The sequence below is a fragment of the Psychrobacter sp. KFRI-CH2-11 genome (genome assembly GCF_038239325.1).
Classification (GTDB): domain Bacteria; phylum Pseudomonadota; class Gammaproteobacteria; order Pseudomonadales; family Moraxellaceae; genus Psychrobacter; species Psychrobacter celer.
On the sequence record NZ_CP151283.1, the window covers coordinates 884512 to 910025 of the forward strand.

The following is a 25514-nucleotide window of genomic DNA, read 5'->3' on the forward strand; positions in this document are numbered from 1 at the left end:
CAGGCTGTTAATGCCTTTGCGAAACCTGATAGAATAACGCAACGTTATCTTTTATCAGTCTTTTTTAATTTATCATTTTTGAGCGTGGTAACACGCGCTGAACACTTGCGCTAGGAGCAATGAGTAATGAGTGAGCACTCAAGCAATAATGCACAAAAAAACGACTTTATTCGTAATATCATTCGTGATGATGTCAATGCGCAAAAACACCCCCAAATTGTAACGAGATTTCCCCCTGAGCCAAACGGCTATTTGCACTTGGGTCATGTCAAATCAATCTGTCTAAACTTTGGTATTGCTGAGGAGTTTGGCGGTGTCTGTAATTTGCGTTTTGATGACACCAACCCAACCGCAGAAAAACAAGACTTCATCGACAATATCGAAAACGATGTCAAATGGTTAGGATTTGAGTGGGCAGGCGAGGCGCATCATGCCTCAGGTTATTTTGATCAGCTCTATGCGTGGGCGGTGCAGCTTATCGAGCAGGGCGACGCTTATGTGGATTTGCAGTCGCCTGAACAAATCCGCGACAACCGCGGCTCATTTAATGAGGCAGGCACGCCATCACCGCAGCGTGATGCCAGTGTCGCAGAAAACTTGGCGCGCTTTAAAGATATGAAAGACGGCAAGTTTGCCGAAGGCGAAGCGGTGCTACGTGCCAAGATTGATATGGCAAGCCCTAATATGAATATGCGTGACCCTGTCATCTACCGCGTCATGCACCAAGCGCATCATCAAACCGGCGATAAATGGTGCATCTATCCGATGTATGATTTTGCCCATCCGCTCTCTGATGCGCTCGAAGGTATCACCCATTCATTGTGTACGCTGGAGTTTGAAGACCATCGTCCGTTTTATGATTGGGCGGTAGAAAAAATCGGCTTTGAGGTGCCGCCGCATCAGTATGAGTTTAGCCGCTTAAACGTTGATCACACCATGACCAGTAAGCGCAAGCTCAAACAGTTGGTCGATGACGGGGTGGTAAGCGGCTGGGACGATCCGCGTATGCCGACCATCGCGGGTATGCGCCGCCGTGGTTATACGCCAGAGGGTCTACGCGATTTTTGTGAGCGCGTTGGCGTGACCAAAGTCGATAGCGTTGTTGATTTTCGTCTATTAGAATTCAGTATCCGTCAATCACTCGAGACGACGACTGCGCGCGGTATGGCGGTGCTCAAGCCTTTAAAAGTGACGATTACGAACTTTAGCGATGCGGTCAGCAGCTGGGAGTCACAAAAGGCCGATAGCGTCAATGCACGCTGGGATGAAGATGCTCAGACTCTATGGCTCAAGCAGCCAAAACATCCTAACGTCGATATGGGTGAGCGTGAGATTCCCTTTACCGAAACCCTTTATATCGATCAAGGCGACTATGAAATTGAGCCGCCAGCCGGTTATAAGCGCCTGTCACCAGAAAAGCCAGAAATTCGCCTGCGTAATACCTATGTGCTGGCCGTGACTGAGCATATTACTGACGATGCTGGCAATGTGACCGAGCTAAAAGCAACGATTGATCCTGCGACATTGGGTAATAACCCTGAAGGCCGCAAGGTCAAAGGCGTGATTCATTGGGTGTCAGCCAGCCTTGGCGTCCCTGCGACCGTACGCATGTATGAGCAGCTATTTAGTGTCGAGGATCCAGGTAGCGCCAGTGATGTGCATCAAGTGCTCAATCCCAACTCATTGACTGAGCTTGCAGCAGTGGTTGAGCCCTCACTTGCCAATAGCGACGCGGGCACGCGCTTTCAGTTTGAGCGTGAAGGTTACTTCATCGCCGATAGCGAAGAGCACACCAGTTATAAGCCGGTATTTAACCAAATCGTCAGCTTACGCGACAGTTATAAGCCGACTTAATGCATAGCCTTTGAGCGTGCCCTTAGGGTTTAATGTCAAATTATTATGTCAAGTCACTGTTCTTTTATACTGACCCATCTCTAGTGCGCTAGGGGTGGGTTTTTTATGAACTTTGCTTGTGGTATACAGGCATGGTAGTTTAATGCGCTATGCTACCTATATATTGGTTCGCTTAGTGATAAATGGAATAAGCGAATTACAATCCTTCACAAGACATTCATAACCAGTTTGGTACTATAAAGTGAGTTTTATTGATGCACTAGACGGGATAAGCAAATGATCAAACCGTCTCGCACATTGCAATAATCGGTTTATAATAATAGGGCGCATAAGACAGTAAGATCAGCGCTCATCATTCATATAAATAAGGAATTTAGTATGGCACATTTACGTTTAGGCGACACCGCACCAAACTTTGATGCAACCACCACAGAGGGTGATATTAATTTTTATGATTGGGCGGGTGATAGCTGGGTGGTATTGTTTTCGCATCCTGCCGACTATACGCCAGTTTGTACTACTGAGCTTGGCCGCACCGCTGCATTGGGCGGTGAGTTCCAAAAACGCAATGTCAAGCCGATTGCTTTGTCAGTGGACGGCTTAGAAGATCACAAAGGCTGGGTCGGCGACATCGAAGAGACACAAGGCACAGCGGTGAATTTCCCTATCATTGCAGACTCTGATCGCACGGTTGCGGATTTGTATGACATGATTCACCCAAATGCTGATAACACCGCGACAGTTCGCAGCGTGTTTATCATTGATCCAAACAAAAAAGTACGTCTGACCCTGACCTATCCAGCCAGCTGTGGGCGTAACTTTGATGAGATCGTTCGGGTCATCGATGCGCTACAGTTGTCTGATGAGTATAATGTTGCCACGCCAGTCGACTGGAAAGATGGCGACGATGTGATCATCCCGCCAAGTGTCAAAAACGAAGACATCCCTGCCAACTATCCAAAAGGCCATACAGAAATTAAGCCCTATCTACGTACCACACCTGCCCCTAATAAATAAGTGTCAGTGAATGGCAAGTCGCATGATACAAAGCCTCACGACGTAAAGTTGTGAGGCTTTTTTTATATCTCAATCGTCGTATTTATCTTGCTTTAGGACTCTGCTTTGGCAAAAAACAAGAAAGCTTTGCTATGATGCCCCGAGTAGGCTATAACTATGGTATAGAGTCTATTCTAAATAAAAGAGCCATGCGTTTATTAATCAGCAATGCTCATTACTTATTATAATAATGGCTGGCAGGGCTGAATCGTTATCTGTTTATTTTACAAGGAGTTTACTATGAAAAAACTATACGTTACTCGTACTGCCCCAAATCCGCGTAAAGCTTTGATACTCTTGGCGTCAAAAGGGATTGATGTCGATGACATGGATGACGTCGATGTGATAGATATCGACTTTGCAGCCAACGAGCAGATGTCGGCGGAATTTACCAAGATCAATCCGATGCAGACGGTACCGGTCTTGACCTTAGACGATGGGACGGTGCTTAATGACTCACAAGCGGTCTGTGAGTATCTAGACCGCGTCTATGGCGAGCGCTCAGTGATGGGGAATGATGTGGTACAGCGCGCGCAAGTTTGCTCCATGCGCCGCATCGCTGAGTTTGAGGTGTTGTACAACCTGATGCTGGCGTTTCAGCACAGTCATCCTTCCAAGGCTCAGCGCGTCGAGCAGGTTCCTGAGTTTGTCCAGCCATCTATCACCCGTGCTACCAAAGCCATGGGCTATTTTGAGAACGCTTTAGTAGGTCGCGACTATCTCGTGGGTGAGCAGTTAAGCTTTGCTGATATTGTGCTGTATTTGGGGTTGGATTTTGGCAAAATACTTAAAGTCGACCCAAGCGAGCAAGGTGAAAACCTAGCGCGTTTTTATCAAAAAATGAATGAACAGTTTAGTATCAAAAATATGGCAAAAGCCAAGCCTGTAGATGGCAGTAAGTGACGAGAGATTGACACGAGAGATTGATAAGTAGTCGGCTGCTTACTTATTAAGTGTACCTTAATTAGCTGCTCAATTAACCTTTCAACTGCTGACAGCTTATATTCAATTAAAACAGCCTATCTCATGATTGGCTGTTTTTTTATGCAGTGTTAATAAGGCGTTATAATCAAGCCAAGATGGAAGCTGCAAGATAGTAACTCATGACTACTAGCACTAAAACATGGACTTGGGAACTATTTTTAAAAGATGTAATAAAAATAAACATTTTATTACATAGTGCAGTAGACTCAGCGTTATAGTGAGCAATCTATCTTAAGTTTCCAAACGTTGCATAAAAAGCTTTGTAATAGAGCTTAAATGATATTTGACAGTTTTTTGGCCACATCTGTTTTATACAAGAAAAGAAACCAAGCTTACTAAGAGGTACGTTGTATGGTAAGTAAAACCGCAAAACCCGCTTCGAAATGGCTGCTATTACCAAGCATGCTAGTAGCAAGCCTAGCGCTGGGCGCTTGTCAAAAATCCACTGCGCCTGCTGATGGTGACACGGTGGATAGTCATGAAGCGGGGGCAACCAGTGAAGCAGATGGCGATACGCCAATAGACGAGATGAATGTAGAAAATACGGATACAGACGATGGCCATGATGATAAGCTGACGGTAGAGCAAAAAATGATCGCAAACCTATCGCGCTATCGTTGGACGTTATCGGATATTCAGAATGCTGGCAGTGGGCCCTCGGTGTCTATGCTGGCTGATCTCAAAGACCAAGTATCATTATTGTTTAACCAAAATCAAGGGCAAGACACTTTGAGTTATAGCGTTGGCTGCAATGCTATGAGCGCGGTTTATCAGCTGCAAGGTCATACGTTGACCACCGAAGAGAGCATGAGTACACAAATGCTCTGCCAAGATCTCAATGAGGCTGAAAATCGTCTGAACACATTGATGCAGGGTACGAGTGAGCTGAGCGTGACGACCGAGGAGCGGCCCTTACTCACGCAAGTGACCAGCGATGAGGTGACGTTGACTTGGAAAGGGCGGCTGACCTCACAGGCGAAATATAATAGCAAAGGAAAAACCGTCTTTTGGGCCGTCAATGCCAAAAAAGCCCCTTGCACCGCTGAGGGGACGCAGCAGTGTTTACAAGTCAAACCCATCACTTATGATGATCAAGGTATCAAGACCAGTGAAGGTAAATGGGCTGCGTTCACGGGCGAAATCGAAGGCTATCAGCATGACGGTAAGCATGATGAAGTGCTGCGTCTCCAGCGCTATCAGCTGGATGCCGAAGACGCAGTATCAACAGGTGAAGAGTACGCTTATGTACTCGATGCCGTGATAGAAAGTAGCGTGGTAGAGTGAGGCTTTTAAGGTAAGTTGGTTGGTCGTTTTGGTTATTTAAAACGAGGGCTAGATAGCCAAAATGACATAAAAAAACACGCGTTCAAATGACGCGTGTTTTTTTATGTCTGATGGTTTGTAGACAAATAGCTTGATGACTTAGCGTAAATTGCCCAAGTCTTCTTCTGTCAGCCGCCAGCGGCCTTTTTTCTTAGAGCTGCCGCGCCCGCGCATGGCGCTGTTTAATATCAGTTTGTTCATCGAATGGCTAGAGTGGGCATGACAAATCGCACAAGCAAGGCCGTCGGCAGCATCTTGCTGTGGCACGACGTCTAACGATAGTATACGGCATACCATCTCCTGTACTTGCTCTTTGGCCGCTGCGCCATAGCCGCAAACCGCCTGCTTGATCTGACGAGCAGTGTACTCCGACACCTCTAAGTCTAGTGCTACCATCGCTGCGATGGCGGCACCGCGGGCTTGACCGAGCTTCAGCGCTGAGTCTGGGTTTTCGGCCATAAATACTTGTTCGATTGCCGTATGAATTGGCTCGTCAGTATATTTTAGATGGTGCTGAGTAATACGCGTCAACCCATTAAAAATACGCTTTAAGCGCTCAGGCATCTCCTTAGTATCTGTGCGAATGGTGCCTGCATCGATATAGGTCAGTTTGTCGCCGGTTTGTTGCACGATGCCATAACCGGTCATACGCGAGCCTGGGTCAATCCCAATAATAATTGCCATAGTATTCCGTCTTACTTACATTTTGTTTTATATCTTAAAAATCCGCTATAAGTTTGATAGTATAGCAATCAATCCCCATATACATCATATGTTAGCCATCTTAATTTGTATGGCGCTTTATTTATTGGTTTTTATTTTATAGGACGACACTTTATGGGTCAGATCGTTGGTATCGCCATTGTTTGGTTTATTATTGAGATGCTGCTGTGGTATTTGCTTGCTCAGTTTATGAGTGGCTGGTGGGTATTTATGTGGTTTATCATCGCCGCTGTCATCGGTGTGTCACTGATGCGCAAAGGCATGGCCGCGCTCAACCCGATGGCGCAGCAGATGAAAGCAGGTGGCATGATGAATCCAGCGATGCGCCCGCAAGAGTCTACCATGCTAAAGAGTGTGGCGATGGCGGCAGCCGGTATTTTATTACTGATACCAGGGGTGCTCAGTGATTTACTAGCGTTATTGGTTGTGTTGCCGCCTGTACAAAAAAAGCTGAAAGATGCGGCCAATAATTATGTCATGAATAACCAGCAAAAAATGATGGAAATGATGGCAAAACAAATGGGTGGACAGATGGGCGGTCAAAACCCATTTGGTGGCATGGGCGGCCAAAACCCGTTTGGCGGTGCAGGTGGTATGGGTGGTCAAAACCCCTTTGGTCAGCAGTCGCAAAACCCGTTTGGCGATGTCTTTAAACAGCATACTACCGTAGATGGTACGGCCAAAAGCGTGCCTAAAGATGTGAAAAAAATCACCAAGTCTGCCAATGATGAATCATAGCAAGCCGTAAAGCAGATAGCAAAAAGCCCCTTTCGTGATGAACGAAAGGGGCTTTTTGTTGGTCTTGATGGCTTATTTATCATTTGTATTTTACAAGCGATAAAATAAAGAGAAGACCGAATAGAACAACCGAAGTGCCGCCGCAAGATGGTGACCCATGAACCGTGAAGTTCAGGGCGGATGCGTCACTGCCTCTGCAGGTTTCCTGATACACCGCAAGCGGTGCAGGCATACACAATGAGGCAATAGGTACCACATCCTAGTAAAGCATTATCGGCTCAGGGAATAAACATCTACTAGCCAACACTTCAGAATAGTTTCATCTTAACCAATGAAAAGTGTGATTGCAAGTAGCAATTACAGATTGCTACGTAGTGAAAATTTGTCAGTTTTTCAGCAATTTTCAGATATGTGCTAATATAGAGGGCTTTCAACACCCTAAGACAGCATTATAGGCGTTCATTCACTTGAGGAGCGGTAATATATGACCACGAACCAGCAACCATCAGAGTCTATCGATGACAATCAGGCACAACTTAATGACAAAAACGGCGGAAAAAATAAAAAAACACCGCATGTTTTGATGATATTGGACGGCTTTGGTCATCGTGAAGAAGATAAGGACAATGCCATTGCTGCGGCCAATATGCCAAACTTGGATAAAATCTATCAGCAATATCCACATGGCCTGATCTCTGCCTCTGGAGAAGATGTGGGCTTACCCGATGGTCAGTTTGGCAACTCAGAAGTGGGACATATGAACCTCGGCGCTGGCCGCGTCCTTTATCAAGACTCAACGCGTATCTCAAATGAGTTGGCCAACCGTGAGTTTTATAAAAATCAAGCGCTGGTCGATGCAGTAAAAGCGGCAAACGACTTGGGCGGTAATGTGCATATCATGGGCTTGCTTTCTGATGGTGGGGTGCACTCGCATCAAGACCATATCGAAGCGATGTGTCACTCAGCGCTGGTACATGGTGCCAAAAACGTCTTTGTGCATTGTTTTCTAGATGGCCGCGATACGCCGCCTAAGTCGGCTGACAAATATATCGATCGCTTGCGTGACCATATCGGTAAGCTCAATGCCCACTACGAAGGTGGCCGCGTACAGATTGCCAGTATCATCGGGCGCTATTATGCCATGGACCGTGACAATCGCTGGGAGCGCGTCCAAAAAGCCTATGAGCTGATCACTGAAGGCAAAGCTGACCGCTTGGCAACGCGTGCCGATGGTGCTGTACAAGCCGCTTATAAAGCGCGCGAGACGGATGAGTTTGTCAGTCCGACGACTGTGATTGGCCGTGATGAAATGCCTTATACAGTTGAAGACAATGACGCGCTGATCTTTATGAACTTCCGAGCTGATCGTGCTCGCGAGCTTACCCAAGCGTTTGTGCTGCCAGATCATGAGTTTTCAGGGTTTGCCCGTCAAAAGCAGCCAAAGCTGGCCGCCTTTGTCATGCTGACCAAATACTCTGATGTGCTGGCTGACAATCCTCACACCAGCATCGCTTATCATCCCGCCTCATTGACCAACACCCTTGGCGAGTATCTGCAAAACATTGGCAAAACGCAGCTACGTATCGCCGAAACAGAAAAATACGCTCATGTGACATTTTTCTTTAGTGGTGGCCGCGAAAAGGAGTATGAAGGCGAGACCCGTATCCTAGTACCATCACCTGATGTGGCCACTTATGATCTGAAGCCTGAAATGAGCGCCCCTGAAGTGACGGATAAGCTGGTCGAGGCGATTGAGTCTGGCAAGTATGATGTGTTAGTGGTCAACTATGCCAATGGTGACATGGTCGGGCACACGGGCATCTTTGATGCCGCGGTAAAAGCGGTAGAGGCGCTCGATGTTTGTATCGGTCGTCTTGAGACTGCTGTGCGCGCGGCTGGCGGCGATATGCTCATCACCGCTGATCATGGCAACTGTGAGCAAATGCAGGACTATGAAAGTGGGCAGGTGCATACTCAGCATACCACCGAGTTGGTACCCCTGATTTATATCGGCGAGCAAAAATTCACGGTGCGCAGTGGGGGTAAACTCAGCGATATCGCTCCGACAATTTTGACCTTGATGAGTGTGGATGCACCAGCTGAAATGACAGGTAAGAGCCTATTGGTTCCAGCGTCGTAAGCCTGTTTTATGATCATACGCCACCCTTATTAGTGGCGGCGTATCACTGTATTGCGATGAATGACGACACTGTGGCTATGCTGTGAGTTGTGCTGTAGCGGTAATATGGCTATGGTATGATGAGGACAGACAGACGATGTACCGTTATATTATAAGGAGAGATAATGATTGTCTCTCCTTTTTTTTTGCGATATTTTTAGGTGTTTTTTTATTGTCACGACCGCAGTCTACCAATGACAGTTAACGATTTACATACTGAGGGTTTGCAATACACTACTAGTCTTAGCTCTGCTCTTGATGCTATCTTATAAAGTCGCTATCACAGATATTTTTATAATAAAAATTACGATATTTTATGATTAACACGAGTATTTTATGCGTCCTATTTATGCCATACGCTCTTTTCTCATCAAAAAAATCAATCGCGATATCAGATGTGTACCTAGCACGCCTGCTGTATGTAAGCCTGTCTTTATGGCAGCGCTGCTAGGGCTGGTCGGTGTCAATATCTCTCAAGCGGCAGCGGCTCCCAGTCATCATTCGGCGCAGAAGCTGCAACTGATTGGCTTAAATACGGATGAGATAGACCCTGCAGAAGACAATCTATCAGATATCGCCGACATGCTAGAGGCCGCCGACGATATCGATGACTCGATAGATAGCGTTGCCGATGAAAGTGTGCTCAATGACGAGGCCGAGGTAATCGATACCGCGATACCGCCGGAGGTCGCGCATGTATCATTGAATGCTATTTCTCCTGAGACGCTCAAGACCTTTGTCGCTGTGGTCGATTTGGTGCGCCGTGAGTATGTCGATGCGGTCAACGACGAGACGCTGTTTAATAATGCCATGAGCGGTATGCTGACCAAGCTCGATAGTCATGCTGAGTTTTTGGATGCCGAGGCTTATGAAAACCTGCGTGCCTTTACCGAAGGCGACGTAGGCGATGTCGGTATCAAGGTCAGCTATCAGCCACAAGAAGGCTACTGGGTCATCACAGAGGTCATCGATGACTCACCTGCTGACAAAAAAGGCATCGCAGTCGGCGATTATTTGCATCAGGTGGGCGAGTTTAAGCTTGATGAAAATCGCCAAACCAACGACGTTGAGCAACTGCTAACGGGTATCGCTGGCACGCAAGTAGATGTGGTGACTTCTAAAGCGGGTCGCCGTAAACACATTACTACTTTGCAGCGAAATAACAGCCATCCGCAAACCATTGAGATAGAGCTGGTCGATGGTATTGCGGTGGTTAGGCTACCAGCCTTTCAAAACGATAGTCGTGACAGGCTGCTTGAGGGTTTGATCGATCTAGACGCGCCGGTTTCAGGCATTTTGTTGGATCTACGTGACAATCCAGGCGGCGTGCTTACCTCGGCGGTGAATGTCGCCAGTCTGTTTATGAATGATACTGATGTGGTGCAGGTACAAGCGCGCCAAAACGAGCCGCGCGTGCTGTCCACGACAGGTGAGGCCATCCTTAAGCCTCTACCTATGGTAGTGCTACAAAATCGCTACTCGGCTTCGGCGGCCGAGGTGCTTGCCAGTAGCCTGCAGGCGCAGCAGCGCGCCATTATCCTTGGGGAGGTCAGCTATGGCAAAGGATCGGTACAGTCGGTGATTCCGCTAAACGATGAGCAAGCGGTCAAACTGACGGTCGCCAACTATATGACCGCCACGGGTAAAAAGATAGATGAGATCGGGGTGACACCTGATGTGATGCTCTCTGGAAATGAGAGCACGTGGCGACAGCAGGCTCTTGAGCTGGTCAAAGAGCGTGCCTTAACGTCAGGCGTTCGTTTTGTCCGAAAGCCCAACCGCGCTCAGTAATACCAACCTAGATCATATAATGGTCGCCCGTGCCATAGATCGTCTCTGGTCCTTATTCAAGCTGGTCTTCATCGATTTCTAGTTTTTTCATGCGGTAACGTAAAGAGCGAAAAGTCGTGCCCAGCAGTTCAGCGGCTTGGGTTTTATTCCAGCCTGTTTGCTTTAGTGCGGTGATGATCAGCTGTTTTTCTTGCGCTTGTAAATAATGCTCTAAGCCTTGGGCGGGTAAGCCTGCATTGTTGATGTTTTTTGTCTCGTTTGGCGCTTGTGCGGCCTGATTGGCCGTTTTTATGGTTTCGGCGCTGTCGCCCTGCGCCGTTTTTGGGTGATTGGCCGCCGCACCTTTGATGACAGAAGGGTAGTGCTGAGTATGGGTGCGATAAGGATGCAAGTTGCTGGCCGAAGTCGAGGCTTGGATAGGTTGACTCTTATCATCGCGTGCTGCTGAGCTGTCTATGGGCGCCATTTGTCCAGATAGGCTGTTTGGCAAAAGCGTGTCTGCTGAAGCAGGGTGGGTGGGTGCGGTAAGTGTTTCAGCTGTTGGTGCTGCGTCTTGCATAACTGAGCTCATCGCTTGCGGCTCTGTATCCGCCGGCGTCAACGCTGGCAGGCCCAGATGGTTTATATCGATATTTGGCGTTTCTGCTAGGGTTACTGCACGCTCAAGTAGGTTACGCAGCTCGCGCACGTTGCCTGCAAAGTCGTGATGTTGCAAACGCTCACAGGCGGCTGCCGTCAGTGAAGGCGGCGTCTCCAATTGCCACTCTTCAGCGATCAAGGCCAAAAAGTGTGTCGCTAGTACAGGTATGTCATCACGGCGCGCGTTGAGCGTCGGTAGTTTTAATTCAATGACGTTAATGCGGTAGTAGAGATCTTGGCGAAACGTGCCAGCCTGCACCAGCTGGGATAAATCTTTATGAGTTGCAGACAATATGCGGATATCGACAGGTATCTCTTTGGTATCACCGATGGCTCTTACCGTTTTTTCTTGAATGGCGCGCAGTAGTTTGACCTGCATCGCTAGCGGCAAGTCAGCCACTTCATCTAAAAATAAAGTCCCGCCATTGGCTTGCTGAAAAAGGCCTTGTTTGTCAGCGACCGCGCCCGTGAAGCTGCCTTTTTTATGGCCAAAAAACTCTGACTCCATCAGCTCGGAGGGTATGGCGCCGCAATTCACAGGTACAAAGCTACCATCACGGCGTGGACTGAGATCATGAATCAGTCTGGCGACCACTTCCTTACCCGTACCCGACGCCCCTGATAAAAACACCGGTGCTTGCGAGCGCGCCAGTTTTAAAATGGTGTTTTTCAGTGGTAGCATCACCGCTGAGTCGCCGATCAGCCTACTATCGAGGAGTTTTTGCTCAGGGGTACACTCAGGCGCGGCCTCGGGGTCGTCACCTTGGTGAGTGACTTTGAGGGCGTTTTCGACCAGTTGGCGCAGGCGCGGCAGCTCAAGTGGTTTATTGACAAAATCAAAAGCGCCAAGCTTGAGGGCTTCGATGGCCAAATCCATACTACCGTGCGCGGTAATAACGGCAATGGGCGTGTTGGTGCTGCCACTGATTTCTTTGACCAGCTCCAGCCCTGAGCCGTCAGGGAGCTTGAGATCCGTTAAGCAAAAGTCATACTCGCGCTCTTGCCAGTAGCCTCTTGCTTGTGACAATGTATAAGCCACATCACTTTTGATGCCCATCTTGGTTAAAGTGATTTGCATTAATCGGCACAGATCTACTTCATCATCAACGACTAGCGCGGTTTTTGTCATACATTCATCTCATCGTATTCGGTAGCGAAAAATTATCAAAGCATTTATCACAATTGCAGTTAAGTACTTACAAATGCTCAGCTTATCAGTGCGGTATTGGTACACAAATAGTAAGGTCGTACCAATGCATTTTATACATGGGTGCGGGCATTGATGGCAGGTGCGATGAGGCGAAAGCAGGTTTTTGTGTGTTCAGGCACATATAGCAAGCGAGCTTGATTGGCTTCGCAAAAGGCTTGTGATAGATACAACCCAAGTCCTGTCCCTGCTTGATCTGTGGTAAAAAACGGATTGAACAGGTGCGGTAAGTCATGCTCGCGGACCCCAGTACCACCATCTAAAATATCGATTATAACATCGTTATCTGCACAATAAATCTCGATTTCCACAAAGGCATGAGGGTGGGCGTAGCTACTATGACGCAAACCATTGTTGATTAAGTTGATCAACACTTGCTCTAGTTGGTGGGTATCAAAGGAGATGGTCGGCTGGGTCTTAACGCGCAAAAACACGTCATGCCCCTGAAAATGGTTTTCTATAAACGCAGGCATCCATTCGGCAAGTACGATGGGCTGCTGGTTTGCTTGCTGCTGACGCGACAGCTTTAGAATGTCTTCTATAATGCGATTGACGCGTTTGGTCTGCGAAAATATCATTTTATACAGCTCATGATTGGCTGCGATGTGTTCATCACTATAATTAGGGGCAGGGCTTGTCATGTTATTTGCTGGTGGATGACAGCTTTCTACGACGTCCTCCATGAGCAACTGGCTGGCTTGTGAGATGGTGGCCAGCGGGTTTCTAATCTCATGAGCAATACTGGCCGTCAGCTGTCCTAAAGACGCCAGTTTTAGCTGCTGAGCGTTGGCTTGCTCACGGCGCAAATCTTCGAGCATGACCAGTTTACTGCCGTCTTTTAGAGGGATAATCTGTACACGTAGCTTGCCAAACACCGATACATTGGCCACGGCAGGTAAGTCATAAGTAAAGGTACGCGACTGTCCTGCTGCGACAGTCAAGCAGGCTTGAAGCAGCTGTGGATGCTGCTCGTCAAATTGCTCTTCAAAATCTGCTAATTGGGCAGCAGATGCGCTATCGAGCCTGCGCCTATCGTTTGGCGTATGACTTTTGCTGGTAGTAGGTAAGGTGAGTGATGGATGATGAGGGATACTGAGCAGCTGATACGCGGCAAGATTTGCCAGCACAATATGCGCCTGATCGATGACAATAACGCCATTGACCATTTGAGTGATGACTTCTTGGTTGATGACATTTAGGCGCTCGACTTCCTTGGCATGACGGGCGGCCACTTTTTCTAACTGCACCAAACGCTGAGAGATAGACCAGCTCAAGCCACCCACTGCCAAAAAACTGGCAGACATCAGCAGCGCATCGCCTAAGTTGGTCAAGCTCATACTATTGGCAATGGCATAAAAAAACTGCTGATAAATAACAAAAATAATCGCCAGTAAGGTGATGATCAATGCTTGAGAGCTGTGAAGTAGCATAAAGCTTGCCGCTACCACTACCATATATAGCATGGTCAACTGCAAATCAGGCGCACCTGCGGTATAAAGCAGCAAGCTTAAGATGATGACATCCAAAGCCAAGCCAAAGGCCAGCTGCTGGCGCATGTGTTTGTTGACCACATAAAACAAACCGAGCAATATCATGCTAAGCAGTACATAAAAGCTCAGGGTGGTTTGTTGCAAAAAACTGGGCAAAGACGCGCCGCTATCAGCGCGCGCGGTGATATAGACCATGAGCATAGAAAACAAGCTCACAGCAAAGCGATAACTGCTATAAATAAGTCCTAATTTACGCAGCTGCGACAATGACAGAGTGTCATTGGGGGGCGCTGAGCGGGTGATGGTCGAGACAAAACGAATAGCAGGTTTCATAAATGTACCGTCATGGACAATCTTACTTGCTGACTTACAGTGCTGACTGGCTTAGCTGGTTGACTTACTGAGCAGGCAAGTAGGCGAAGATTATGGCTGAATCAGACCATGACGAATCGCTAAATGTGTCAGTTTGACATCGCTATCGACCCCGACTTTTTCATAGATACGGTAGCGATACGTATTGATGGTTTTGACACTGACAAACAGCTGATCCGCGATTTGCTGCGGGCTTTGGCAGTTGACGACCATCATCGCTACTTGTTTTTCGCGATCACTGAGCAAATCAAAGGGCGAGCTGGCATTGTCTGATAGCAAGACGTCTGCTAGCTGCTCTGCGACATCTTGGCTAAAATAGCGGCCCCCTTGATAGACTTTTTTTACTGCCCGTATCATCTCGTCTAAGGGTGTGCCTTTGGTGATATAACCGTTGACCCCAGCTTTGATCAGCATAGAAGGATAAGGCTGCGCCGACATACTGCTGACCGCCAAAATCTTGATACCCATGTCTAGCTGAACCAAACGTTTGGTGGCTTCAAGCCCGCCAATATTGGGCATATTGACATCGAGTAATACCACATCAGGGTGCAGCTGTTTGGCCATTTTGATCGCCATGTCGCCGCTATCGGCCTCACCGACCACCTCAATATCCGCACTGTCTGACAACATACGGCTGATACCCATACGTACCAAATCATGATCATCGACTACCAATACTTTAATCATCACTATACTCTTTACTATTTGTCAGAAGAAGGGATACTGCCTAGCATAAATCACAGACAAAAAACTGTCTAAGTTATTTTTTAGTTTTTGACGATGTAAAATACTGCTAATATATTATGTGGATGTTGTTGTTTAATATATCAAATTTTGAATAATTGCCATGCTTTGGGTTAAGATATATTGCTGAAATGTGAACCAATGTTTCTATAATATAAAGTGGTTGTAGCAAAATTTGAATTGGGACAAAATAAACCATTAAATCAGCTTGATACATTAAACTTAAAAGCAAACCATGATACACTAAAAATACAAAAACTCTATACGAGTACTTACAAACCTATTCATAAACGCTATGAACGTTTTTGGCGTCAGATCGTATGTATCTGGCGTGATAGCGACAGCAGGAGGCACAATGAAGCAACTACCATTAACCAAACAGCAACTGATCGCTGCCATGATTTCACTGAGTTTGGGTGGTGTGGCACAAGCTGCACTTACGATTAATGGTAGCGCTGATACAGAATCTAGCGCGCGTATCAGCTGGGGCGGTGCCGATAGCTTGTCTGAAGCCCGTAAGATTATGTACAAATCGACAGGCTCTGCTATCAAAAAAGTCGATACCGGTTATGGCACCACCAATATCACCAATACTAACAGTTTTGGCAGCAGCAATAATAGCTATACCAGTAGCAATCGCTACAACACCACCTATCGCGGCGCCTTTGGCAGTAGTGATATGATTCCGATCAGCACAGACTCGCGTAGTGTGGCTGTGATCGATGCTGAAACAGGCGAGTCTATCTACGAAAAAGACGCGGATATTGCCCGTCCAATGGCCAGTATCACCAAGGTCATGACCGCGATGGTGGTACTAGATGCCGGTCTGGATATGCGTGAAGAGATTACCTTAGACGCAGAAGACTTCGTCGGCCCCAAACGCGCAAGCTCTCGTCTAAAGGTAGGGGATCGTCTCAACCGTGCCGAAATGCTGCTCATGGCCTTGATGAAGTCGGAAAACCCAGCCGCAAAGAGTCTGGCGCGTAACTATCCAGGTGGATATAGTGCCTTTATGCGAGCGATGAACCGCAAAGCGCAAGATTTGGGTATGACGACTGCCTTTTTTGGTGATCCAACGGGTCTTGACAAGCGTAATGTGGCTTCATCAAATGATTTGGTCAAGATGGTGCGCGCTGCGGGCAACTACGATGTGATTCGCCGCTTCTCCACCACCAAAAGCTATGACTTCTTTGTATCAAATTACTCTCGTGGCAACCGCACATATAAAGCCAACAATACCAGCAGCTTAGTACGTGAGGGTGGCTACCCTATTGGTATCTCAAAGACCGGCTTTATCAATGAAGCAGGGCGCTGTGTGGTCATGGAAACGAGGGTCAATAACCGCCCAGCTATTATTGTTATTTTGGGCGCAAACAGCTCAGCCACGCGCTGGGGCGATGCCAAAAATATCTTAAACAGCTTGGCCACGCGTCGTACTGTATAAGTGCGGAGTACCATGTAAGTGCAGATTACTGTATAAGTGCGGCCGACACTGATGTCAGTATACAAACACACATACGCACAAACGCACGTATATAGATTAAAAATAGACAGGTAAAATAATTCAAAGGGCTGTTATATCATATAACGGCCTTTTTTATATCAAAAAGGATACTCGTGGTATGAATCACTTGCAATCGGCTGTCGTACCTCAGCTTTATTTACTGACGAACGACGATGAGTTTGAGCGACTCTATCAAAAGCTAGAGGCCGCGCTGGCAACAGGGCTGGTCGGTCTGCTGCAAGTACGCCGTAAAAAAACAGCGGCATTGCCAGATGGCGCGGCCACACTGTTGGCAGAAGCCAAGCAAATTGTCGAGCTGGCACGCAGATATCAGGTACCAGTCGTGATCAATGATGATAGTGCGCTGGCGGCCAAGCTCGGTGTCGGGGTACACCTAGGTCAGCAAGATGGCAAGATGGTCGATGCCAAGCGCCAAATAAGGTCGGATCAGATTATCGGCCGTACGTGTCATGGACAAGTGGCGCTGGTCAAAGAAGCTAAGCAGCAAGGCGCAGACTATGCGGCCATGGGTGCTGTTTTTGCTTCTACGACCAAGCCCAAAGCCGATACCATCTCGTACCAGCAGCTAAAAGAAGGCTGCCAGCAAGGCATCGATATCTGCGTGATAGGCGGGTTAAGTGCTGAGAATGTCGGCGCGCTGGCAGGTCTGCCTATCAAATATGTGGCTGTCGTTGGAGACATTATGGATCTGCCTGTTGCGCAGATAGCGCCTCGTTGTCAGCAGTGGCAGCAAGCATTTGCAAAGTGGCATGCCACTGCTGGTGACGTAAAGGCCTGATAGCCAAGTATCGTCAATCCAATATAAAGTCGCCCTAAAGTAGGTTAACTATATAAGCCACAAGACGAAATAAACCACAAGGATAAGTCAAAAGCCATTCGCTATTTGGCATGCTGCATACATAACGTAGCATAGGGCAGGGCTTCTAGGCGCTGCTCTTCGATTGCCTCGCCGCATACTTCGCACTCTCCATAAGTGCCGTTTTCGATACGGCTTAGCGCGTTTTCTACATAGATTAGGCTTTGGCGCGCCTCAGCCATGAGGTTTTTTCGCATGTCGTTTTGACGGTAGGAGATGGCTTGGTCTTCCCAGTGCTCGTTGAGGTCGTCCTGTGGGTTTTGGATATGCTCTTCGATTTTGTCGATGCGAGTTTCGTACTCGTCTTTGAGTTTTAATAGGTTTTGTTTTGCTGTCTTTAGATCGATACTCATGGTTTTCTCCTAGTAGGTTATTGTTATTATTCACTTATCAGTTAGGCTAGCGCCTGTGTTTGGCAGAGCCTGCGTTTATTCTGGTCTAGCCTAAGGTCATCGTAGTGTAGATTTATCATAAACAGCGCAATCCATGAGTGCCACCACGAAATGTTACTGGTTTTATAAAATGCTGATTTTTATCATCAGTTTGTCGAGCCGGTTTTGTGTGATTGTCTGCTGAGTAATATTTAATCCACGCTTTGATAGGAGAGCGTGGCAGAAAACTGCTAGAATACACCGCCACAAATTCTTACTAGAGTGTTTTTGATCGGCCTGAGCGCTACCACTCGGGCGGCATCGTATCCATGGTGTCAGTTTTATTTAGGATAGACCATAAATATGTGGTAGTAGGACTTATCGAGCAGTCCACTGTAGATTAACAATAGATGATGTAGAGGAGCAGTTAATGAATTTTTTGCGTATGAGTGAGCTGAGCTTAACGGATAAGGTTGTCTTGATTCGAGAAGACTTAAACGTGCCAATCAAAGATGGCAAAGTCAGCAGTGATGCGCGCCTACAAGCAAGCTTACCTACCATTAAGATGGCGCTAGAAAAAGGCGCGGCTGTGATTGTCTGCTCACATCTTGGGCGTCCAACCGAAGGTAGCCCTGAGGCCATTTATTCATTGGCACCTGTCGCTGACTATCTGAGCGACAAATTGGCTGCGCCTGTGCGTTTAGACACTGACTATCTGACTCAAGGCGTGTCTATCAAAGCGGGTGAAGTGGTACTACTAGAAAACGTCCGTTTTAACAAAGGCGAGAAGAAAAACGAAACCGCTTTGGCAAAAAAATACGCAGATTTGTGCGATGTGTTTGTGATGGATGCTTTTGGTACCGCGCATCGCGCGCAGGCATCGACAGAGGGCGTCACTCAAGCCATGCGCCAAGCAGGCAAAAAGGTCTGCGCAGGGCCGTTGTTGGCCGCAGAGCTTGATGCGCTAAGTTTGGCGTTAGAGACACCAGCTCAGCCGATGCTGGCTATCGTGGGTGGCTCAAAGGTATCGACCAAGCTTGAAGTGCTGCATAGCTTAGCTGAGGTATGTAGTCAAATCATCGTTGGTGGCGGTATTGCCAATACGTTTTTGGCGGCGCAAGGTCATAGCGTTGGTGCGTCATTGTATGAAGCGGATTTGATCGATAGCGCTCGTGACATCATGAGCAAAACTGAGATTTTATTGCCTGAGTTTGTGGTGGTGGCCGATAAAGACGATATCGACTTTGCCGACTTTACTGGCTCATTACAACAAGCCACTGCGACCATTAAGTTCGTCGATGCTATCGGCGACAACGACATGATATTGGATATCGCCCCAAAAAGCGCTGAGCAATTGGCTGAGGCTATCATCAATGCCAAGACCATTTTATGGAATGGTCCAGTTGGAGTTTTTGAAGTGGATGCTTTTGGGCAGGGCACGCAGATATTGGCCGCAGCGGTCAAAGACAGTGTTGGGTTTTCTATCGCAGGCGGCGGTGATACGCTAGCTGCCATTGATAAATATCAAGTGGCGGATGGCGTCAGTTATATGTCTACAGGAGGCGGCGCTTTCTTAGAGTTCGTCGAAGGTAAGGTGCTGCCTGCAGTTGCTGCCCTGCAAATAGACGCGTAAACCTTTAACGTTACTTAGTACGTTAGTAACACTAGACGTACAACCATGATGAATCATCTAAGGTAGGCTGTGGAAATAAGAGGATGGCCATCAATATAGTATTCTGTATGACAGACTTCGGTATTGATGGCCGCCGATTATTATTAAGTCGTATTTATTTGTTTATACACTGAAAATTATTATTGCATGTCTTATTTGCACTCTATAAAATAGCGCAACCATGTATTTTGACATGCTTTATTTACGAGAGGTTTATTATGTTAAAACGTCATTTGTTACTTGCTAGCGTACTTGCTGGTACTTTTGCTATCACTGCGTGTAGCCAACAAACAGAAGAGAACACTGAAGCTGCTGTTGAGTCTGCCGGTGATGATGTCGCAGCCAACACTGAAGCCGCCGCTGTAGAGACAGAAGCTGCTGCTGCTGAAGCAGAAGTTGCTGCTCAAAATGCTGGCACTGAAGTTGCCGAAAGCGCTGAAACTGCTGGCGCGGCTGCGACAGACGCTCTAGAAAACACAGGTGATGCAATCGCTGATGGTACCAACAAAGCAGTAGCAAACACTGCCGAAGCGGTAGCTGATGGCGCAAATGCAGTGGCTGACGGCGCAAATGATGTCGCAGTTGATGCTGAGCAGCAGTACTAATAGGTTCGATAATCAGTAGCTTGTCAAAACTAGTCGCTTAGTAAATAAACATCGTTTGACCGGTTCAAACCTTGTTTATCACGGTTTGACTGCTAATGGATTGATGTACAGCTCGCTAAATAAGCAGTTTTTTATGACTGCCCTATAATGGTTGTCTCATAAAACAGCTGCTTTATAAGCCCTCAAAATACTAAAAAAGCCTTGGCGATTGCCAAGGCTTTTTGTATGGTGATGGCGAAACACTACAAGCATTTCTTTATAGTCAATCCGTCATAAAATAAATAGTCAGGCAACCGCTACGAAGACAAGGCAATTTTTGCTATAATCAGCGCACGATGATGAGCGTCTATTATTGCCAGTTGCCAATGGTTTTGCCAGACGGGCAGTTTTGACCTCATTGAGTGTACAGCTTTGGGCGAGTCATATAGGCAGCGCTGTGTTGCTGCTATCATTTCAAAAGCTATTTTACATACTATCCAAAATTCTAATCAGAGAGCGTTTTATGGCCTTAATATCCTTACGTCAACTTCTAGATCACGCCGCCGAGCATAATTACGGGGTGCCTGCTTTTAACGTCAATAATTTAGAGCAGATGCGTGCAATCATGATGGCGGCCGACGCCTGCGACTCACCTGTCATCGTCCAAGCCAGTGCTGGCGCTCGCAAATATGCAGGCTCGGCGTTTTTGCGTCATCTGATTATCGCTGCTATAGAAGAATGGCCGCACATTCCTGTAGTGATGCACCAAGACCATGGCATGTCGCCTGCCATTTGTCAACGCTCTATTCAGCTTGGTTTTTCATCGGTGATGATGGACGGCTCACTGGGTGAAGACGGCAAAACCCCAATGGATTACGATTATAACGCTAACGTCACACGCGAAGTGGTCAAGATGGCGCATGCGTGCGGCGTTTCTGTCGAAGGTGAGATTGGCTGTTTGGGTAGCCTTGAGACTGGCATGGCGGGTGAAGAAGACGGCTCAGGAGCAGAGGGCGTGTTGGACCATGAACAGCTATTGACCAGTGCGGACGAAGCTGAGCAGTTTGTCAAAGATACCAATGTCGATGCCCTCGCCATTGCGATTGGTACCAGTCACGGTGCTTATAAGTTTACACGTCCACCGACAGGCGATATCCTATCTATCGAGCGCGTCAAAGAGATTCATGCCCGTATCCCAAACACGCATTTGGTCATGCATGGCTCGTCCTCTGTGCCGCAAGAGTGGCTAAAAGTCATCAATGAAAATGGCGGTGATATCGGTGAAACATACGGCGTGCCAGTTGAGCAAATCGTCGAGGCCATCAAACACGGTGTGCGAAAAGTAAACATCGATACCGATTTGCGGTTGGCCTCCACAGGCGCTATCCGCCAGTTTTTGGTAGAAAACCCAAGTGAGTTTGATCCACGTAAATATTTCAAAGCCTCTATGGTCGCGATGTCTGACATCTGTACCAACCGCTTTGAGGCTTTTGGTTCTGCTGGTCAAGCGCACAAGATTCGCCCAATCAGTCTTGAAGGTATGGTTGATTTTTATAACTAAGTCTGACAAGTAGGGCTGAGCTTATCAAAGAAGGCGTTTGTCATATCGATATGCAAACGCCTTTTTTTCTCTAAATGGTTGGGTGTAAGCGCAAGAGGTTTACGTGTACGTTTTTGTATAGGCATTTTTAAACCAGAATATTGAGTATTAAGCGTAGAGTATGGCGCGGTTTATTTTTTATAATGATAGGTAATGGATGATGATTGGACTGATTACAGGGCAGGTCGCGTACCTGATGGCACCAACGGCATGTATTTTGACCGCATCTGGCGTGGGGTATGATATCGAGCTACCATTGCCGTCATTTTGTCAGTTACAGCTGGATCAGCAGGCTCGCATCTGGACGCATTTGCATGTGCGCGAAGACGCACAGCTGCTTTATGGGTTTATCGATCGCAAAGAGCGCGAAGTGTTTCGTCAGCTTATCAAAATCAATGGTGTAGGGGCAAAAATGGCGTTAGCGATGCTGTCTGCTATGTCGGCCGCTGAGCTTAAGATGCATGTCGAGCAAGAGTCGGAGAGCGCACTGACGCGTATCCCAGGGATTGGCAAAAAAACCGCGCAGCGTTTATTAATTGAGCTCAAAGACAAACTAAAAAATATCGAAGTCGACAATGATTTGTTAGAGCTGCCAACGCAGGTAACCACAGCCTCTCATGAAGGCAGCATCATCGCTGAGGTCGAGGGCGCACTTATCAGCCTAGGCTACAAAGAAAAAGAAGCGCAGCAAGCGATTAAAGCGGCTAAGCGTAGTGGAGATACGTTTGCTGATACGCAAAGCTTACTAAAAGTGACTTTGCAGCAGTTGTCAGGCTTTTAAGGCAGTTTTTATTATTGATAGTGATGACTAGAGCGTGCCGAATATGCTTGACAGCGACCTAGCATAATTGACTTAAGATAAGCGACATCGATTGTCGCTTATTTTTGTTTACGTCTGTGCTTTCGTGCGCTGGTGCTTTATGATGTTTTGTATGATTTCACTTTTTTAATATAATGAAAAAACTATGACGCAAGATCGTTTAATTAATCCGCTAGAGGGCGCCGGTGATGCGCCTGACGCCAATATTCGCCCAGCACTACTGGCAGAGTACATTGGTCAGCCTGTCGTGCGTGAGCAGATGGAAGTATTTATCGGAGCGGCGCGCGGCCGTGATGAAGCGTTGGATCATACGCTTATCTTTGGGCCACCAGGGCTAGGTAAGACGACTCTGGCCAATATCATCGCGCGTGAAATGGGTGGTAACCTGCGTTCAACCTCGGGGCCTGTCCTTGAGCGACCTGGTGATTTGGCTGCTATGTTGACCAACTTAGAGGAAGGTGATGTGCTGTTTATCGATGAGATTCATCGGTTAAGCTCCGTCATCGAAGAGATACTCTATCCTGCGATGGAAGATTTTCAGCTGGATATTATGATTGGTGAAGGGCCAGCGGCGCGCTCTATCAAGCTGGACTTGCCGCCATTTACGCTAGTAGCAGCGACCACGCGCGCAGGGCTTTTGACTTCACCACTGCGAGATCGTTTTGGTATCGTTCAGCGGTTAGAGTTTTATAATATCGCAGATTTGACCACTATTGTGACACGGGCTGCGCGCTTGATGCGCGTGCCGATGAGTGAAGACGGTGCGGTCGAGATTGCGCGCCGTGCACGCGGCACCCCAAGGATTGCCAACCGTTTGTTGCGCCGTGTACGTGATTATGCCGAGGTCAAAGGCGATGGCCGTATCAATGGCGCGATAGCAGGCAGTGCGCTGGATATGCTGGCGGTCGATAGGCGCGGTCTTGACCATTTGGACAGACGCTATATCGAGATATTGCAAGAGCGCTTTGATGGAGGGCCGGCAGGGGTTGAGGCGGTAGCGGCGGCAATGGCAGAGGATCGCGGCACGCTTGAGGATGTCATCGAGCCGTATTTGATTCAGCAAGGTTACGTGTTACGTACGGCTCGTGGCCGCGTATTGACGCAGATGGCCATTGACCAGATGTTATAGGCTATGTCATGTGAGATGATATAAAACTGGCCAAAACACCTTTATACAAAAAGCGCCGCCTTTTGGTTGATTAAAAGGCGGCGCTTCTTCGTTTAAATCAGAGACGTCGCTATCAAGCCATTCAGTGAAAAACTGTCATATCGGGCGGCGTAGGCTGCTAATCTGCGACCACAGTCTTTGGCCATATTTTTCCAGGATTAAGGATGTTATTGGGGTCGAGCGCTGATTTGATGGTTTGCATCAATACTAAGGCATTACCATGCTCTTGTTGCATGTATTTTTGCTTGCCTTGACCAATACCATGCTCACCTGTGCACGTGCCATCCATCTCGATGGCGCGCATGGCCAGACGGCTAATGATGCCATCGGCAGTAGCGATTTCCTCAGGGTTATCGGTATCGACCAATAATAAAACATGAAAGTTGCCATCACCCACATGACCGACGATAGGGCCAATCATTCCTGATGCCTCGATGTCTTTTGCCGTGGCGCTGACGCACTCTGCCAAGCGAGAAATAGGCACACAAGCATCGGTCGATAAGGCGCTGGCTTCAGGCCGTAGGGCAGAGCTGGCATGATAGGCATTATGCCGCGCTTGCCACAGACGCTTACGTTCGGCCTCGTCCGTGTCCCACGCAAAATCGCTACCGCCAAACTCTTCGATGATGTCAGTAAAGATTGTTGCTTGCTCAGCCACGCCCGCGTCCGTGCCATGAAACTCCACAAACAAAGTTGGCGTCTCAGTCAGGTCTAGATTGGCATATTGATTACAGGCTTTGATTTGCATGGCATCAAGTAGCTCAATACGGGCAACTGGCAAGCACATCTGGATGGTAAGCATCACCGCCTGACAAGCGTCCTCAATCGTTGGGAAATGGCAGATGCCACTAGCAATACATTCGCTAATACCAAACAGCTTGAGCGTGACTTCGGTGACAATGCCTAGCGTCCCTTCTGAGCCGATCATAAGCCGTGTTAGATCGTATCCAGCGGCCGACTTTTTGGCGCGTGTGCCTGTACGTACGATCTCCCCGTTGGCGGTCACGACTTCTAGAGCGAGCACCACATCTTTCATGGTGCCGTAGCGCACAGCGTTGGTGCCAGAGGCGCGAGTGGCCACCATGCCACCGATACTGGCATTAGCGCCTGGGTCTATCGGAAAAAACAGCCCCGTATCGCGCAGGTAGTGATTGAGCTGCTCGCGTGTGACGCCAGGCTGTACGGTCACGGTCAGATCTTCATTATTGACTTGTAAGATTGCATCCATCGCATGCATATCGATACATAGCCCGCCAAAAGGCGCGTTTAGCTGACCTTCTAAGGATGAGCCTATACCAAAAGCAATCACTGGCATCTGATACTGGTTGCAAATCTCGATAGCCGCGGCGACCTCATGTTTATCCTGCACGGTCAGCACCGCATCGGGTGGCTGGTTGGCAAGCCATGTCATGGTATGACCATGCTGCTCGCGTACCGCTTTATTGACACTCAGCTGTTTGCCAAAGCGCGTCTGTAGCGCAGCTATGGCCGTACTGTGATCGGGCGTAGTGCTATCGTACGGCTCGGATGCGGGTAAGGCGGATAGGGCAGACATGGATGACTCCTACATAAATGATTTGTTAGACAGCATGTGTTTTTATTTTTTTGGATGTAGACTAGGGCGTGTTCTCAATCTAATCGATAGCTATCTAAATGGGTTAAAAATGGCTAAATCTGGCCAAACGGTGTTAAATAGCTGACGAATATCTCGATATTAACGGCGATATTTTCCTTGTTTGGCGGCAATCTATCTCATTTTTATCGCCATTTCTAAAATGAGGACACGCCCTAAAATAATATACGCCAATGGCATAACGA

General features: G+C 47.7%; 20 protein-coding genes and 1 other RNA gene. 14 read left to right on the forward strand and 7 right to left on the reverse strand.

Annotated features, from left to right (window positions below):
• Nucleotides 1-126 precede the first annotated feature (126 nt).
• The 4 genes from AADH33_RS03725 to AADH33_RS03740 all read left to right on the forward strand — a co-directional run bounded on the left by AADH33_RS03725 (nucleotide 127) and on the right by AADH33_RS03740 (nucleotide 5178).
• Nucleotides 127-1854, forward strand: coding sequence for a glutamine--tRNA ligase/YqeY domain fusion protein (locus tag AADH33_RS03725; RefSeq protein WP_348549602.1), 1728 nt, complete (start codon nucleotides 127-129; stop codon nucleotides 1852-1854).
• A gap of 378 nt (nucleotides 1855-2232) precedes the next feature.
• The gene (locus AADH33_RS03730) at nucleotides 2233-2871 is read left to right on the forward strand and encodes a peroxiredoxin (RefSeq protein ID WP_075100650.1); all 639 of its coding nucleotides are present in this window, start codon (nucleotides 2233-2235) and stop codon (nucleotides 2869-2871) included.
• Nucleotides 2872-3150: 279 nt separating this feature from the next.
• Nucleotides 3151-3813: a glutathione S-transferase family protein gene (locus AADH33_RS03735; protein ID WP_207969646.1), complete on the forward strand. Its 663-nt coding sequence runs from the start codon at nucleotides 3151-3153 to the stop codon at nucleotides 3811-3813.
• Between the two features lie 432 nt (nucleotides 3814-4245).
• Nucleotides 4246-5178 (forward strand): META domain-containing protein, encoded by a 933-nt coding sequence (locus tag AADH33_RS03740; protein WP_348549603.1) that lies wholly within the window; start codon nucleotides 4246-4248, stop codon nucleotides 5176-5178.
• A gap of 138 nt (nucleotides 5179-5316) precedes the next feature.
• Here the strand turns inward: AADH33_RS03740 and ruvC are convergent, their stop codons facing one another.
• Nucleotides 5317-5901, reverse strand: coding sequence for a crossover junction endodeoxyribonuclease RuvC (gene ruvC, locus AADH33_RS03745; protein WP_075100653.1), 585 nt, complete (start codon nucleotides 5899-5901; stop codon nucleotides 5317-5319).
• Between the two features lie 153 nt (nucleotides 5902-6054).
• Between ruvC and AADH33_RS03750 the strand changes: the two genes are divergently transcribed.
• On the forward strand, nucleotides 6055-6678 hold the full coding sequence (locus AADH33_RS03750; RefSeq protein WP_075100654.1) for an FxsA family protein: 624 nt from the start codon (nucleotides 6055-6057) through the stop codon (nucleotides 6676-6678).
• Between the two features lie 122 nt (nucleotides 6679-6800).
• Here the strand turns inward: AADH33_RS03750 and ssrS are convergent.
• A non-coding RNA gene (gene ssrS, locus AADH33_RS03755) (6S RNA) lies at nucleotides 6801-6996 on the reverse strand.
• Between the two features lie 166 nt (nucleotides 6997-7162).
• On the opposite strand from ssrS, the gene gpmI reads away from it, so the two are divergent.
• Both gpmI and AADH33_RS03765 read left to right on the forward strand, forming a co-directional pair.
• The gene (gene gpmI, locus AADH33_RS03760) at nucleotides 7163-8818 is read left to right on the forward strand and encodes a 2,3-bisphosphoglycerate-independent phosphoglycerate mutase (RefSeq protein WP_348549604.1); all 1656 of its coding nucleotides are present in this window, start codon (nucleotides 7163-7165) and stop codon (nucleotides 8816-8818) included.
• A gap of 375 nt (nucleotides 8819-9193) precedes the next feature.
• On the forward strand, nucleotides 9194-10648 hold the full coding sequence (locus tag AADH33_RS03765; RefSeq protein ID WP_348549605.1) for a S41 family peptidase: 1455 nt from the start codon (nucleotides 9194-9196) through the stop codon (nucleotides 10646-10648).
• A gap of 52 nt (nucleotides 10649-10700) precedes the next feature.
• Here AADH33_RS03765 and AADH33_RS03770 read toward each other — a convergent pair whose 3' ends face one another.
• The 3 genes from AADH33_RS03770 to AADH33_RS03780 form a co-directional block, all read right to left on the reverse strand.
• A complete protein-coding gene (locus tag AADH33_RS03770; protein ID WP_348549606.1) occupies nucleotides 10701-12416 on the reverse strand; it encodes a sigma-54 dependent transcriptional regulator in 1716 nt (571 codons plus the stop codon).
• 131 nt (nucleotides 12417-12547) lie between these two features.
• Entirely contained in the window at nucleotides 12548-14317 is a 1770-nt protein-coding gene (locus tag AADH33_RS03775) for a sensor histidine kinase (RefSeq protein WP_348549607.1), read from the reverse strand.
• 90 nt (nucleotides 14318-14407) lie between these two features.
• Nucleotides 14408-15043 carry a response regulator gene (locus tag AADH33_RS03780; RefSeq protein WP_075100658.1) on the reverse strand — a complete coding sequence of 212 codons (636 nt, stop codon included), beginning with the start codon at nucleotides 15041-15043 and terminating at the stop codon, nucleotides 14408-14410.
• A 412-nt stretch (nucleotides 15044-15455) separates the two neighbouring features.
• On the opposite strand from AADH33_RS03780, the gene AADH33_RS03785 reads away from it, so the two are divergent.
• The gene (locus AADH33_RS03785; RefSeq protein WP_348549608.1) at nucleotides 15456-16544 is read left to right on the forward strand and encodes a serine hydrolase; all 1089 of its coding nucleotides are present in this window, start codon (nucleotides 15456-15458) and stop codon (nucleotides 16542-16544) included.
• 178 nt (nucleotides 16545-16722) lie between these two features.
• Complete coding sequence (locus AADH33_RS03790; protein WP_348549609.1) at nucleotides 16723-17403, forward strand: thiamine phosphate synthase; 681 nt, start codon at nucleotides 16723-16725, stop codon at nucleotides 17401-17403.
• A 101-nt stretch (nucleotides 17404-17504) separates the two neighbouring features.
• Here the strand turns inward: AADH33_RS03790 and AADH33_RS03795 are convergent, their stop codons facing one another.
• A complete protein-coding gene (locus AADH33_RS03795) occupies nucleotides 17505-17834 on the reverse strand; it encodes a TraR/DksA family transcriptional regulator (RefSeq protein ID WP_348549610.1) in 330 nt (109 codons plus the stop codon).
• Nucleotides 17835-18282: 448 nt separating this feature from the next.
• Here AADH33_RS03795 and AADH33_RS03800 point away from each other — a divergent pair, with 448 nt between their 5' ends.
• The 5 genes from AADH33_RS03800 to ruvB all read left to right on the forward strand — a co-directional run bounded on the left by AADH33_RS03800 (nucleotide 18283) and on the right by ruvB (nucleotide 23657).
• A complete protein-coding gene (locus AADH33_RS03800; RefSeq protein ID WP_348549611.1) occupies nucleotides 18283-19485 on the forward strand; it encodes a phosphoglycerate kinase in 1203 nt (400 codons plus the stop codon).
• A gap of 257 nt (nucleotides 19486-19742) precedes the next feature.
• Entirely contained in the window at nucleotides 19743-20129 is a 387-nt protein-coding gene (locus tag AADH33_RS03805) for a hypothetical protein (protein WP_075100663.1), read from the forward strand.
• A gap of 502 nt (nucleotides 20130-20631) precedes the next feature.
• Entirely contained in the window at nucleotides 20632-21669 is a 1038-nt protein-coding gene (gene fba, locus AADH33_RS03810; protein WP_348549612.1) for a class II fructose-bisphosphate aldolase, read from the forward strand.
• Between the two features lie 199 nt (nucleotides 21670-21868).
• Nucleotides 21869-22489 carry a Holliday junction branch migration protein RuvA gene (ruvA, locus tag AADH33_RS03815; protein WP_348549945.1) on the forward strand — a complete coding sequence of 207 codons (621 nt, stop codon included), beginning with the start codon at nucleotides 21869-21871 and terminating at the stop codon, nucleotides 22487-22489.
• Nucleotides 22490-22673: 184 nt separating this feature from the next.
• Entirely contained in the window at nucleotides 22674-23657 is a 984-nt protein-coding gene (gene ruvB / locus AADH33_RS03820; protein ID WP_317053535.1) for a Holliday junction branch migration DNA helicase RuvB, read from the forward strand.
• Nucleotides 23658-23814: 157 nt separating this feature from the next.
• Here the strand turns inward: ruvB and AADH33_RS03825 are convergent, their stop codons facing one another.
• Nucleotides 23815-25251: an FAD-binding oxidoreductase gene (locus AADH33_RS03825; protein ID WP_348549613.1), complete on the reverse strand. Its 1437-nt coding sequence runs from the start codon at nucleotides 25249-25251 to the stop codon at nucleotides 23815-23817.
• Nucleotides 25252-25514 lie beyond the last annotated feature (263 nt).